Raw genomic sequence first — 14,686 nt, forward strand, 5'->3', positions numbered from 1 at the left:
CGAACGCCAAACGCTGAAGGCTTAACGCTTATAGTGCAAGCTTCAAAACAATTGTAACGGCTTTCTGCATTTCAATTGAATTATAGAAAGCGCAATCAAGACTTCAGCTAGTCGAAAAAGATCAGTGCAAATCAGTCTAATCAGTATCATTCGTGTGCTAATGGAATTTACTTCAGCGCGACTTCCGCTTCCACTTTAGGTCGTACATACGTCTTTGCAGGTAACTTAAATGCAGGAACAAGTGCAAGCGCAATAATGATTGCCGCAATTACAAAACCATCTTGCAGCGCAAAGTGCTCTGCTATAATGATAACGTCATTTTTATCGAGATAATAGTTGTAAATATATTGATGCACTACTCCACTGATCGCAATTCCGATAGAGCCGCCCACCTGCTGTACTAAACTATTTAACGAAGTGGCTGTTGCGGTTTGAGCCTCACTTACGGCATTCAACAAAGCCGTGGAAACAGGCGCTACCAATATTCCCATACCCACTCCACGCACTACCATTGCGACGATGATCAACCATATACCTGAACCAACATTGATGCGGGAGAACAACAACATAGAGATAGACACAAGTATTATTCCTGCTGCGGATATATTTCTCACGGCGCCTTTATCTGCATACCTTCCTGCAAAGGGTCTTACAATAATCATAACAAGTGCATTCGGCAGCATAAGCATGGCAGACTGAAATTCCGAAAAGCCCAACAAGCCTTGCAATAAAAACGGAAGAAAAAACAAGCCTCCATACAATGCAATAGATCGTATTGCGACAATAACAATACTATTTAAAAACACGCCGGATCTAAACACCGATAAATCCAATAACGGAGCAGGTCTTCGTGCAGAACGTATGAACAGGGCCAATGACAAAATAGAAACACCAAAACCAACCAACACATGCCACGAAAGCGGATCGTATTTCGCGATGCCTGCAATGGCATACTGTATGGCAATAATGAAAAGCCCGAAAAAAGCAAAGCCTTTTATATCGAATCCATACTTATACCGTGGTTGTTTCTTTAAAAAATTTAGATGCTTTATTGTTAGCAATATGGTAACAATACCTACGGGAATGTTTACGTAAAAGATAGACGGCCAGCCAAGATATTGCGTCAACACGCCTCCTAGTGTTGGTCCAAGCGCAGGCCCCATCACATTTCCAAGCCCCCACCAACCAATGGCACTTCCTCTTTCCTCTTTGGGAAATGTTTCTGATACAATTGCTAACGATGTGGGACTAATTGCACCGCCGCCAATGGCTTGTATTACTCTTGCGATTACCAGCATCGGCAAATCAACGGCGAGGCTACACAGCAATGAACCGAGTGTAAATATTGCCACACTTAACAAATACAAATTGTAGTAGCCGATCCTGTTTTTTACCCAATTGATCAATGGAATGAACAATGAAAACGCAACCATGTAAGAAGTGATCACCCATTCTATTTCATCTACCCGTACATCAAACTCAGCACGCATTACAGGCAATGATACATTCACGATGCTGGCGTCAATCGCTGCCATGAACGTTCCGCACATGAGCGTAATGAGTATGAGTGTTTTATTTTTCAAAAGCTATATGTTGTAACAGATTTGCTAAAAAATTGTTCCAGCGAAGGGCAGGTTCCGGTGGTCAGTTATAGCAAAAAAAATGCGAGGCTTTTGGCCTCGCACGGTAGTCGAATATATGCTTGCTTACAAAACACTAATTAAATGAACCTGTTCACAAGATTTTCGAAGTATTCTTGTTTACCACTCTTAGTAGCAGGTTCGCCGTTTTCAATTGCATAGGCGCGAAGATCTTCGAGAGAAAGTTTGCCTTGTTCGTATTCTTTTCCTTTGCCGCCATCAAAAGATGCATAACGCTCAGTACGCAATTTTTTGTAGTCAGATTTGTTAAGGATATTATCAGCAATGATCAACGCTCTTGCAAAGTTGTCCATACCGCCAACGTGTGCGTGGAAGATATCATCGATGTCAGTAGAGTTTCTGCGGATCTTCGCATCGAAGTTGATACCACCACCCTGGAATCCACCAGCTTCAACAATTACAAGCATTGCTTCAGCCATTTCATTCAGGTTGTTAGGAAACTGGTCAGTATCCCAACCATTTTGATAATCACCACGGTTTGCGTCGATACTACCCAACATGCCCGCATCTGCAGCCACTTGTAGTTCGTGTTGGAATGTATGACCAGCCAATGTTGCGTGGTTTACTTCAATGTTCAGTTTGAAATCATTCAACAGATCGTACTGACGCAAGAAACCAATTACAGTTTCGCTATCGTAATCATATTGGTGTTTAGTTGGTTCGCAAGGCTTAGGCTCGATGAAGAACGTTCCTGTGAAACCGTTCTTCCTTGCGTAATCTTTTGCTGTATGCAGGAAGCGTGCAAAATGTTCTTTCTCACGTTTCATGTTTGTGTTCAACAAACTCATGTAGCCTTCACGACCACCCCAGAACACATAGTTCTCACCTTTCAATGCAATGGTTGCATCGATTGCGGCTTTCACTTGTGCGCCAGCGTGTGACAACACATGAAAATCAGGATTGGTAGATGCGCCGTTCATATATCTTTTGTGTGAGAATACATTTGCAGTACCCCACAAAAGTTTAACGCCGCTGTCAGCTTGTTTTTGTTTTGCATATTCCACCAATGCAGCTAAACGTTTTTCGTTGTCAGCTACATTGTCAGTATAGTCTACAACATCCGTATCATGGAAGCAGTAGTAAGGAAGATTCATTTTTGTAAGAAACTCGAAAGCTGCGTCCATCTTGTCTTTCGCTCTTTCAACAGCATCAGCTTTTGCGTCCCACTCGTGAACGATGGTTCCACCGCCAAATGGATCGCTACCAGTTGCGCAGAAAGAGTGCCAGTAAGCACCTGCAAAGCGCAAATATTCTTTCATTGTTTTTCCGCCGATCACACGGTTTTCATCATACCAGCGAAAAGCAAGCGGGTTGTCAGTTTGAGGACCTTCAAATTTAATTTGTCCTACTCCTTTAAAGAACTCTTTCGAGCCAGTTACAATCTTTGACATATCGTTTGTTTGTTTTTTATTTATGGAACGCAGATTGTCATGATTTTCATGATTTGTTATGATTTTTTAAAAACATAATTAATCATCGTATCGAACAATCAACGTTTTTGCCTATCCAATTTTGAGCTCAGATTTTATGTGGTTATTAAGAACAATTGAGACAATTTCAAAATCATACAAATCATGACAATCTTGAAAATCTGCGTTCGTTCTCTTTTCAAATAAACTTCTGTAGCAACTGTTTCCAATCAAAATAGAACTCGTCGAATGTCTTCGTCTCCGTAGGTTCGATCAGTTGCAAAGGCTTCTCGTCAGCAAATGCTTCTTTAGGTGTGCTGTATGCGCCAACACCAATACCAGCACCAATTGCAGCGCCCACGCTTCCATCACACTCGTACAACTCAACAGGAACGCCTGTTGCATTTACAAATGATTTTGCAAAAAGATCGCTTAAAAAAAGATTTGCTTTACCTGCACGTATCACTTGCGGGTTCATGCCATTTTCACGCATGATATCCAAACCATAACGAAACGCAAAAGCAATACCCTCCTGCGATGCACGTTGCACATGTTCCTGCGAATGCAGATTCAAATCGATATTATGAAAATGAGCACCTACTATTTTGTTGTTCAGCATTCTCTCCGCTCCGTTTCCAAAAGGCAATACACGCAGGCCGTCACTACCTGCAGGAGCCTTCCTGTGCGAATCATTCATTTGCGAATAGGAGATCGCAGGCGTAAATGTATTTTTAACCCAACGGTTCAGAATGCCTGTTCCATTAATGCAAAGCAACACACCAAGGCGTTGTTCATCCTCACGGTGATTCACATGCGCAAATGTATTTACGCGGGATTGCTTATCGTAAGTCAATTCATCGCTCACACCGTAGATAACACCCGAAGTACCTGCTGTTGCTGCTACTTCGCCAGGTTCCAGCACGTTCAACGACAATGCATTGTTTGGCTGATCACCGGCTTTGTATGTTACGGGAATACCTTCTTTCAATGAGAGAATGTGCGCAACGGATGCCTGCAGTTTTCCATGTTCAGAAAAAACAGGGTTAATTGCAGGAATCACGTCTTTGCTAAAACCGTAGTAATTAAAAACGTCGTCAGACAGTTTGTTTTCCTTAAAGTCCCAGAAAATACCTTCTGACAATGCAGATATGCTTGTAGTAATATCACCTGTTAATTTCATGGCAATGAAATCACCTGGCAACATTGCTTTGTCAACTTCGCTGTACACGGCAGGCTCATTTGCTTTTACCCATGCAAGTTTTGATGCAGTGAAGTTGCCGGGAGAATTCAATAAATGGCTCAGGCTTTTTGCTTCGCCGATTGCGGCGAAAGCCTTGTCCCCAATTTCAACTGCTCGGCTATCGCACCAGATAATGGATTGACGAAGCACCTGCTGTTGTTTATTTACCAATACCAAACCGTGCATTTGGTATGCGATACCTATGGCCCCTATTTCCTTCGGATCGTATTTTTTGGTTGCGTTTGCTTTTAGAATGGCCTGTTGTACGTGTTCCCACCACATCTCCGGCTCTTGTTCTGCCCAGCCCGGTTTTACGGAGTTAATCGCAGATTCTGTTTCGGGATACTGCGCCGAAACAATGCTTTTTCTTGTAGATGCGTCTACAACAGATACTTTAATGGAAGAAGTTCCTACGTCTATTCCTAATAATAGCATATGGCAATCAGTTATTCAATTATTCAGTAATTCAATCTGTCAATCTTGACTCGAAATTATAAACCCTCCGAATTTAAAACTGCTATTTTATTAATCAAAACTTATACAATATTAATCAAATCAGCATTTTTTGAGCACGATAAACCGTAATATTGTATTATGAAGACTTTTATTGAGAAATTGCCCCTCGCAGTAGATTCTTCGTTCGTCGCAAGAACGCACAGGACTCCCCTGTTTGAAGTTCCATGGCACCAGCATATTGAGTTTGAGCTGATTCTTTTTACGGAAGGTGGTGGATTAAGCTTTGTGGGAAACGCCGTAGACGAATTTGAAGTAGATGATATTTTCTTTCTTGGCTCCAACTTGCCTCACACCTTTCAGAAAAGCACGGAAGATCTTATTACCAGTGCGGTCGTGATACATTTCAGAGACGATTTTTGGGGACAGGATTTTCTAAATCTACCGGAAAGCAAATCTGTAAAAAAGTTACTTGCAACATCCGCACACGGCATGAAGATAATGGGCGAAACAAAGGCAGTACTCAAACCTTACATCAAGGCACTGGAGTCTGAGAGCGGCTTCAGTAAAATTGTTCGCCTTTGTGAATGTTTACAAATACTGGCCGAGACAAAAGATTACACACTTGTTTCCACGCAGCAAATCAAAGCGCTTAATCCGCACGAACAAAAGCGCATTGATAATATTTTCCAGTACACAATGGCTAATTTCAAATCACCAATTGAGCTAACTGTGATCGCAAATATTGCCAACATGAGTGTACCTGCATTTTGTTCCTATTTTAAAAAAAGAACCCGCAAAACATACCTCGATTTTGTGCATGAAATTCGAATTGGCTATGCATGTAAATTGTTGCTGTCTACGCAAATGAGCATTCTTGATATTTGCTATGAAAGCGGCTTTGAAACAATCGCCAATTTCAACCGGCAATTTTTAAGAAGAAAGGGAATGACGCCGGGGAAATTCAGAAAGAGCTATTGATTAATGGAGAATTGAAAATTGAAAATTGAAAGTGGTCGCCTTTAAAAAAACAGCCATCAACTATACTAATCATTTTCAGTTTTCAACTTTCAATTTTCAATTCAATAAATTTTCAATTTAGGAAATGCTAAACTGCTGCGACAAATCATAAAACATTCTTGCAGTATCGATAGAATCCTTGTAGAACACAGGTTTGATCACGTATGAGTAAGCGCCAAGGCGAAGACATTCTTCTTTCTCTATTGCGTTTAATGAAGTAGAAAAAATGATAACAGGTATATTGATGAACTTGTCGTTGCCTTTTAAAAAACGAAGAATCTGTGTTCCATTCATCTTCGGCATGTTAAGATCAAGTATGATGAGGCATGGCAGAGAGTCACGGTAAAAGCTTTGTTCCAGGTAATTCAACGCGTTTTCGCCGTTCTCTTCAAAGTGCAAAATATCACTCACTCCGATCTCTTTGAATGAATCCTCAATCAAAAAGCGGTCCTCCAGATCATCATCCACCAGTAAAATTTTTGCCTGCGTCATGCTGTGTAATTTGAAAATTTGAAGATTTGAAAATTTGAAAATGAAATGCGCATCTCTCTAATTTGTCTATTCATTCTTGCAAAACGATCTGGCTAAATTAGGCAATGAATCTTTCACAAAAAGAATTTTCAAATTTTCAAATCCTCAAATTATCTAATTATTTCTTCCCTGTAATTGCTCTAGCAGAATCCAAATGCTTTTGTATTGCAGGAATTGTGTTGGTAGCAAACTCTTTGATAGTTGAATCAGAAAGATCGGCAGATGCTTTTTGAAACATATCAAGTACATCCTTGTGACCATTCAACATCATGTCCATATACTCTTTATCAAAATCTTTACCTGTTTTCTTGTTTACGTTGTCTACCATTTTTTGTTGATCATCACTCATGTTAGATGGCAAAGTAATATTTTCCATTGCAGCACGACTCTTAAGATCATCATTTGCTTTTGAGTGATCATCCACCATCATTTGACCAAAGGCTTTCACTCTTGGGTTCACAGCTTTTTGCGCCGCAATTTTTCCAAGCTCCACTTCCATAATTCCACCGCTGGTGGCTTTCACCGCGAAGTCGGAAACTGATTTATCTACAGGCTTTTGTTCTTTATTTACAGCTTTGGCGCTGTCTACAGCGTCTTTATTTTCAGTAGTTGTACCACTGTTGCATGATACCATCATATAAGAAGCAAGGGCAAGGCATGAAGCAAAAACAATCCGTTTCATAATGTGACTTTTAGGTTTACAAAAAATATTGTACTACCTAAGCATCAAATACTAAGCCTTTGGTAATTATGAGGATAAAGCAACAATTTGAGGATAATATTCTGCACAAGTGAGCACGCAGGTGACGGTGATTGAGCTGATGGGCGCTGATTTTGATGGCACACGGATGACACGGATTGGACTGATTTACACGGATCTTTTACAAAGCTGACTAGCCGAATATTGAATGACGAACAAAAAGTTTGCAGATTGACGCCTAGACAAAATCCGTGATAATCTGCTTAATCAGTGTCATCTGTGTGCGTCAAAAAAAATCCGTGTAAATCCGTCCAATCCGTGTCATCCGTGTGCCTTCTAAAAACAAAAAATCCCGCATTTCGCGGGACCTTTCTTTTTATGCATTTCTGTTTATACAGTTCAAATCGGTAAATGCTACTTCCAGGCGTTTGATAAAACTTTCCTGGCCCTTGCGAAGCCATACGCGTGGATCGTAGAATTTTTTGTTTGGCTTATCAGCGCCTTCAGGATTTCCTAATTGACCTTGCAAATAAGCTTCATTCTTTTTGTAGAAGTTCAATACGCCTTCCCACATTGCCCACTGCATATCGGTATCGATGTTCATTTTGATGGCACCGTAACCAATAGCTTCGCGGATCTGGTGTTGAGGAGAACCGCTACCACCGTGGAATACAAAGTATACAGGTTTTGGACCTGTTTTCAATTCTTTCTCAATGTACACCTGGCTGTTGTTAAGAATTACAGGACGCAATTCTACGTTGCCCGGGCTGTACACACCGTGTACGTTACCAAAAGCTGCAGCCACTGTAAACAGTTTACCTACTTTGCTCAACTCAGTGTAAGAGTAAGCAACGTGCTCTGGTTGAGTATATAATTTATCATTTTCAACACCGCTGTTGTCAACGCCATCTTCTTCACCACCGGTAACACCAAGTTCGATCTCGATGCTCATTCCAAGTGGAGCCATGCGTTTAAAGAATTCAACAGATGTGTGAATGTTTTCTTCTAAAGGCTCTTCAGAAAGATCAAGCATGTGAGAGCTAAACAAAGGCTGACCTTTCTCTTTATAAAATTGTTCACCGGCATCCAGCAAACCACTGATCCAGGGCAACCATTTTTTTGCCGCGTGGTCAGTGTGCAACACTACAGGAACACCGTAGTATTTTGCTACGCTGTGTACGTGCAGCGCTCCGGAAATAGCACCGGCAATGTTTGCTTGCAGATTATCATTTGGCATTCCCTTTCCCGCAAAGAATTGAGCGCCACCATTGCTAAACTGAATAATTACTGGGGAATTTACTTTGGCAGCAGTTTCCAAAACAGCATTGATACTGTCTGTTCCAATTACGTTTACTGCTGGAATAGCAAACTGGTTATCTTTAGCATCATTGTACAATGCTTCCAGTTCGTCGCCAAATAGAACCCCGGCTCTATACTTTTTCATCTAAAAATTGTGTTTTTTCGTTTTATACAATTGAGTTTGGTCAAAATTTATCGGCCCGCTAAGATAAGAAAGTATTTAATTGATCACAGAGATTTAAATTCTGTTTCAAAGGCCTGATAATGATTATTATCACACCTCCGGCAATTCATTATCAGCTAAAATAAACAGCGCTCTTATCTAAAAACAAAATGACGTTTATCCTTGGGGATCTGCTGTAGATTTTTGATTAGCTTTTGTTTCATTTGCAGTTTTAATACTGCGCCCATTGTGGTGCATTTCAAAAATCGCGGCTGATTATAAAATTCTGCAAGTTCTGTTTTGAGCTGGTTTACCTTTTCGGGTGGGGCTATGTTGTCCTTCACCATGATGTTCATAATCGATTGCATACGCAATTTTGAAGACACCAACCGGAAGGTCATCAACGTTCTTTCTTCAGCCTGGTATTGTTCTATAGACTCTTTGTTTAGGTGAGAAAGGCAAAGTTTTACAAGCTCGTAATTGTCTTTAAAAAATTGCGGCAAATATATGTTTTTGCGCCCTTCATAAGATTGCTGGTCAAAATCTATGGCCTGTATCTTATAATGATAGCCTTCAATATCCGGTGTTACATTCACCACGAAATTATAACTACGCATATCGCCCAACAGCCGGATAAAGCAATGCTCATTGAACTTTACAAACTCCTTTGCAAAACGCACCTTGTTTGTATGCTCGTCATTTAATTCTTTTTCTATAAATATGTCACCAGGAATACCCGGAATATGCTGTTCTACCAAAGTATTGTAGTTCGTAAAAAAGAGCATACGATTGGAAGAAAGTATGTGTTCAAGCTCCAAACCATAAATACGCGACGCATCAGCCTGCTTTATGTAATAGTGGTCACAATTGTCGTTAAATCGATTAATGATGCGAATCCTGAAAGGACGCGAATTTCCGAATGGGCAATAATCAATACTTGCTACATCAAGATGATCATTGTAACTGTTATTCCCTTCTATTTTTAAAATGGCATAGATCTTTACAAGACCTTCACGCAGGTATTCCCATTCGCGCATATCGTAGCTCACAGTTTCCCAATGCGTGTCGTTGCCATCTTTATCAAGTCGCGGAATGGAAAAACGAAAATGTAAAAGATCATCGTAAGATACAGGCAACGAAACTTCTCTTCCCCATCTTATCAGGTAATCACGCAACTCATCATTCACCGGATATATTTGTTTCCTGCGAGAAGGTTTACCTGGTTCTTGTGAATGTATTATATTTCGATCGTATAGTAGATTCATCATTCTCAATGACTACAAATTAACGAAACTTCTTTTACAAGGCACTCAAAATAGTCAATCGCAAGCAGCATGCGGCTTCCGTACCAACTGAACATTTCGCCATCAACGAGTTTTATAACAACATCGGGCAATTCTTTTTGCAACTCATCGATGTGCTTTTGTTTGAAAGGATATGGTTCAGAAGAAAGAAACAAAACTTTGCAAGATGAATTTCGAATGTCTTCTACTGTTATTTCAGGATACCTTTTTTGCGAAGCGAATACATTTTGAAAACCACATGCATCGAGCATATTGTTGATAAACGTGTCGCCGCCAACCGTCATGAGAGGATCTTTCCAAATCAAGTAACCGACTGGAATTTTCGTTGAAGGAACAAGCGAATGCAATTCAGAAAATCCTTTGATAATAGTATTTGTCAAATCATTTGCGATGGCGTCTTTTCCTGTCATTGAACCAATTTGCAAAATCATGTCACAAGCTGATTTCATGTCTTCCACATCGCTTACCCACACAGAGAATTTCCCGGACAAATATTCAATCTGCTCCTTTACGTTTTCTTCTTTGTTGGCAAGAATAAGATCAGGATTCAATTGTTCTATGATGTCAAATTTCACGTCCTTCGTTCCTCCGACACGGGTTTTCGCGTGGAACCATATTTCGGGATGCACACAAAATTTTGTGATGCCAACGACTTCTTCGTTCAGCTCTAAAGTATAGAGTAATTCAGTTTGAGAAGGAACAAGTGAAATGATTCGTTTAGGAAGATTTGCGAGAGAAATAGTATTGCCGGTTTGATCCGTGAAGAAATGCATTCAAATGATTTGTGGCAATTTATCGCATTATTGAAAAACGGCAGCAAGAAATTGTTAGAGGTCTGGCTAAGATGCTAGTTTCCTCCTGCTAAAGAATCTTTAATTAGCAGGAGGTTACTGGATTTTGATTAGTTTCTCGGGACGGATAGTCTGGACTTGGACTTTGGACTTTAAAAAACTTCTACTGGTTTTACGGACTTAGGACTTTTTGGTTTTTCTCGGATCTTGGTTTTCGGTTTTAACGGACTTGGACTTATGGTTTCAAAGAAAATTGGATAAAAAGAAAGTTGATTGATACTGGATTTTGTTTGGTTTTTCTGATACTGGATATTGGAATTACCGTGTTTTAAGCGGTAGGTTTCTCTTGGATTTGGATATTATTGATCTGGTGATCAATCAACTTCTAATGCAAACATACAACCGCACCGCCTCCCCCACAAGAGCACATCTGCTCAATTTGGGTGGTGCAGTAAATACACAATTATCGTAATACAACTATCGTATTATTACGAACTCTATATGTTTTACGGCTAAAAAAATGGATTGAGAGATAAAAGAAGGTAGAATGTATTACAACAAAAACCGAGCCACGGAGACAATTGAAAGTGGGAAATTGAAAATTGAAAATGATTATTTAATGTTGACGCCCAAAAAACGTAGAAATAGCCCCTGGCGCGCATTTCGATGGGTTAAAAAAAAGTACCCACGGAATTGAAAATTGAAAATTGAAAGTTGAAAATGTGCTTTTTACGCTAACCTCTCTGCAAATAAAAAAGCAGCACCATTGTGCTGCTTCAATATATTAGAAAACGACCCAGAGAAATCCATTTTCAACTTTCAACTTTCAATTTTCAACTAAAAAACCACTTCTCCTTCAAGGTCATAATCATACGCTTTCGTGATTTTTACATTCACGAATTCACCAACGGTCAATTTTTTGTCGCTGTTGATTACTACCTCATTATCAACTTCTACGCTGTCGAATTCGGTTCTGCCGAGGTAGCGGCCTGCTTCTTTTTTATCGATCAAAACTTTGAAAATCTTACCCACTTTTTCCTGGTTTTTCTCGTAGCTGATCTCTTGCTGCACTTCCATGATCTCCTGCGCTCTTCTCTCCTTTTCCTCTTGTGGAACATCGTCTACAAAATCGTACGCAGAAGTACCTTCTTCATGGGAATACGGGAAAATACCGACTCTATCAAAACGCTGTGCTTGCAAGAACGCTTTCAATTCTTCTATATCATCCTGTGTTTCACCTGGGAAACCGGCGATCAAAGTTGTACGCAAGCAAATGCCAGGTACTTTTTCGCGGATGGCAGCAATCAGTTCTTCCATTTCACGACGGGTGATCTGGCGTTTCATTGCTTTCAGCATATTATCTGCAGCGTGCTGCAAAGGCATGTCGAGGTATTTACAAATATTGTCGCGCTCGCGCATTACATCAAGCACTTCCATCGGGAATTTATGCGGGTAAGCGTAATGCAAACGGATCCATTCAAGGCCCTTCACATCAGCCAGTTTGTTCAGCAGATCGGCCAGCATTCTTTTCTTGTACAAATCCAAACCGTAGTATGTAAGCTCCTGAGCAATGAGCATGATTTCTTTCACACCACGTTTTACCAGGTTTTCCGCCTCAGCCACAATCTCTTCGATGGATTTGCTCACGTGGGTACCACGCATCAGGGGAATAGCGCAAAACGCACAGGTACGGTTACAGCCTTCTGCTATTTTCAGGTATGCATAGTGTTGAGGCGTGGCCAACAGTCTTTCTCCCAACAATTCGCTTTTATAATCGGCTTCAAATTTCTTGAGAATAAGAGGCAGTTCCATTGTTCCGAACCATGCGTCCACTTCCGGAATTTCAGATTCCAGATCGTCGCGGTAGCGCTGGCTAAGGCATCCTGTAACATATACTTTGTCCAGTTTACCTTTTTGTTTCAATGAAACCTGCTCAATGATCGTGTTGATGGATTCTTCTTTGGCTTTGTCGATAAAACCGCAGGTATTCACGATCACGATATTATGATCACGTTTCGCACTTTCATGCACTACATCAATTTCATTGGCAGCAAGCTGGCCACTTAGCACCTCGCTATCCACCATGTTTTTGCTGCAACCCAACGTAATGATGTTTACCTTATCTTTCTTAAGCGTTCTTGTCTTCATAATTGAGCGGCAAAGGTAATTTGAAAATGTGGCATTGGAAACCTGGAACGCTGATTTTTATGATTGTTAAGATTTTTTAAGATGTTATTCGGACATCCTATAATTGGAAAGGCTCAAAGCGAAACCGCTCCGAGCCTTTGCAATTATTTAGACTGCACAGGGCGAATGCAATTCGCCCCTACAAGTTAATTTGAAATTCCCACTCTGCTCTTCACATAATCACCCTGTTCCAATTCTTTCACAATAAAGTCAGCAAGATCTCCGGCGAGTATCTTTCCTTTACCCCAGGCCGGGTAGTTTTTTGTAATGTGATAATGTTCTGTTACGATACCTTCCTTCACAGCTGCAGGGCAAACCAATGTCCAATCAAGTTTTGAATGTTTCAATGTTTCCATTGCTTTTTTCAGCTCATCACCTTCGCATTTGTGGGTTTCAGGATAAAGATCTGTATCTACCAACAATGCGTGATCCTCTTCACTGATATCCAAAACTGCTGTAGTGCCTAAAGAAATGATGCGCTTGATGCCAGCTGCTTCCATTTCTGCAACAATTTTCTTGGTACCTAAAGACAGGGTAACATCTGTACCGTCATTACGTGCCTCTATAATAGAAATCACAGCGTCAACACCTTTCAAAGCTTCGCGAATGTCCACTTCGGCGAAAACAGATCCTGTAACAAGTTCAACGTGGTCAATCTTTGTCACGCTTTCCAATACGTGGCGTCCAAAAACCCTAACATCTATCTTTTTTCCAACTAACTGATTTATCAAATGCTGTCTTGCGATGTTTTTACCAACAATCATTACTTTCATTTCACTATGATTTGAGATTCGAAATTAGGACTAGAAATCTGAGATTTGAAATTTGAAATTAGAAATTTCATATTCGAGTGTCAATCTCAAATATCAAATTTCAAATTTCAAATTGAATTATTTTTCAAGGTTAAACAGAGAGTCAACAAACTCGTGTTTGTTGAAAACAAGGAGGTCTTCCATTTTTTCGCCGACCCCGATAAATTTCACAGGAATCTTGAACTGATTAGCAATTGCTAAAACTACGCCGCCCTTTGCAGTGCCGTCGAGTTTTGTAATAGCAAGTGCTGTTACATCTGTAGCGGCAGTAAAGTGTTTTGCCTGCTCCAGAGCATTCTGTCCTGTAGATCCATCGAGAACCAGCAACACTTCGTGTGGTGCATCAGGAATTACCTTTTGCATTACGCGGCGAATTTTACTCAACTCGTCCATGAGGTGGGCTTTGTTGTGCAAACGGCCCGCTGTATCGATCAGGATCACATCGCTGCCTCTTGACACACCGCTTTGCACGGTATCGAATGCAACAGCTGCAGGATCAGATCCCATATCTTGTTTAACAATTGGAACACCGGCTCGTTCACTCCAGATGGTCAATTGATCAACAGCGGCAGCGCGGAAGGTATCAGCTGCTCCAAGCAATACGTTTTTGCCTGCTTTTTTAAAATTATGTGCGAGTTTCCCTATTGTGGTGGTTTTGCCTACTCCGTTCACGCCCACTACCATGATTACATAAGGCTTGGAGGGTAATTCAGAATCGAATGCGTAAGAATTTGCGCTTGGGGCGTCTACCAGCATGGCTTCGATTTCCTGCTGGAGAATATTATTGAGTTCGGTTGTGTTAAGGTATTTATCCTTTGCTACACGGGTTTCGATGCGTTCTATGATTTGAACTGTCGTATCTATTCCCACGTCTGCGCCAACAAGTGCTTCTTCGAGGTTATCAAGCACTTCCTCATCTACGGTACTTTTACCGGCTATAGCCTTCGTTATTTTAGAAAGAAAGTTTTCTTTGGTTTGCTGAAGTCCCTGATCTAATGTTTCCTTTTCTTTTTTTCCAAAAAGTTTATTGAAAAATCCCATAGTTGAGGCATTTAGTTAAAACGGAAAAAGCCGTCCTGTAAACCATCAGAACAGCTTCTTACAAAAATCTCTTTA

The 14,686-nt window shown here is 40.6% G+C and carries 12 protein-coding genes; 1 reads left to right on the forward strand and 11 read right to left on the reverse strand.

Features of this window, described 5'->3' with window-relative positions; translation table 11 throughout:
* Positions 1–167 precede the first annotated feature (167 nt).
* From KTO63_RS19235 to KTO63_RS19245, 3 genes are all read right to left on the reverse strand, one after another.
* Positions 168–1,583, reverse strand: a complete 1,416-nt coding sequence (locus tag KTO63_RS19235) for an MDR family MFS transporter (RefSeq protein WP_232373255.1) — start codon at positions 1,581–1,583, stop codon at positions 168–170.
* Between the two features lie 137 nt (positions 1,584–1,720).
* Positions 1,721–3,052 carry a xylose isomerase gene (gene xylA / locus KTO63_RS19240; protein ID WP_217793379.1) on the reverse strand — a complete coding sequence of 444 codons (1,332 nt, stop codon included), beginning with the start codon at positions 3,050–3,052 and terminating at the stop codon, positions 1,721–1,723.
* Positions 3,053–3,269: 217 nt separating this feature from the next.
* Positions 3,270–4,745: a xylulokinase gene (locus tag KTO63_RS19245; RefSeq protein WP_217793381.1), complete on the reverse strand. Its 1,476-nt coding sequence runs from the start codon at positions 4,743–4,745 to the stop codon at positions 3,270–3,272.
* Between the two features lie 159 nt (positions 4,746–4,904).
* Between KTO63_RS19245 and KTO63_RS19250 the strand changes: the two genes are divergently transcribed.
* Positions 4,905–5,744, forward strand: coding sequence for an AraC family transcriptional regulator (locus tag KTO63_RS19250; protein ID WP_217793383.1), 840 nt, complete (start codon positions 4,905–4,907; stop codon positions 5,742–5,744).
* Positions 5,745–5,861: 117 nt separating this feature from the next.
* On the opposite strand, the gene KTO63_RS19255 is transcribed toward KTO63_RS19250, so the two are convergent.
* The 8 genes from KTO63_RS19255 to ftsY all read right to left on the reverse strand — a co-directional run bounded on the left by KTO63_RS19255 (position 5,862) and on the right by ftsY (position 14,611).
* A complete protein-coding gene (locus KTO63_RS19255; RefSeq protein WP_217793385.1) occupies positions 5,862–6,275 on the reverse strand; it encodes a response regulator in 414 nt (137 codons plus the stop codon).
* 157 nt (positions 6,276–6,432) lie between these two features.
* Positions 6,433–6,996, reverse strand: coding sequence for a DUF4142 domain-containing protein (locus tag KTO63_RS19260; protein WP_217793386.1), 564 nt, complete (start codon positions 6,994–6,996; stop codon positions 6,433–6,435).
* A gap of 394 nt (positions 6,997–7,390) precedes the next feature.
* Complete coding sequence (gene fbaA / locus KTO63_RS19265; RefSeq protein ID WP_217793387.1) at positions 7,391–8,458, reverse strand: class II fructose-bisphosphate aldolase; 1,068 nt, start codon at positions 8,456–8,458, stop codon at positions 7,391–7,393.
* A 173-nt stretch (positions 8,459–8,631) separates the two neighbouring features.
* Complete coding sequence (locus KTO63_RS19270; RefSeq protein WP_232373256.1) at positions 8,632–9,744, reverse strand: hypothetical protein; 1,113 nt, start codon at positions 9,742–9,744, stop codon at positions 8,632–8,634.
* Positions 9,745–9,746: 2 nt separating this feature from the next.
* A complete protein-coding gene (locus KTO63_RS19275) occupies positions 9,747–10,553 on the reverse strand; it encodes a helical backbone metal receptor (protein ID WP_217793388.1) in 807 nt (268 codons plus the stop codon).
* 855 nt (positions 10,554–11,408) lie between these two features.
* A complete protein-coding gene (gene rimO / locus KTO63_RS19280) occupies positions 11,409–12,719 on the reverse strand; it encodes a 30S ribosomal protein S12 methylthiotransferase RimO (RefSeq protein WP_217793389.1) in 1,311 nt (436 codons plus the stop codon).
* A 185-nt stretch (positions 12,720–12,904) separates the two neighbouring features.
* Entirely contained in the window at positions 12,905–13,531 is a 627-nt protein-coding gene (locus tag KTO63_RS19285) for an NAD(P)-dependent oxidoreductase (protein ID WP_217793390.1), read from the reverse strand.
* Between the two features lie 117 nt (positions 13,532–13,648).
* Entirely contained in the window at positions 13,649–14,611 is a 963-nt protein-coding gene (gene ftsY / locus KTO63_RS19290; protein ID WP_217793391.1) for a signal recognition particle-docking protein FtsY, read from the reverse strand.
* Positions 14,612–14,686 lie beyond the last annotated feature (75 nt).

It is taken from the genome of Pinibacter aurantiacus, from assembly GCF_019130065.1.
In the GTDB taxonomy this organism is placed as follows: Bacteria; Bacteroidota; Bacteroidia; order Chitinophagales; family Chitinophagaceae; genus Pinibacter; species Pinibacter aurantiacus.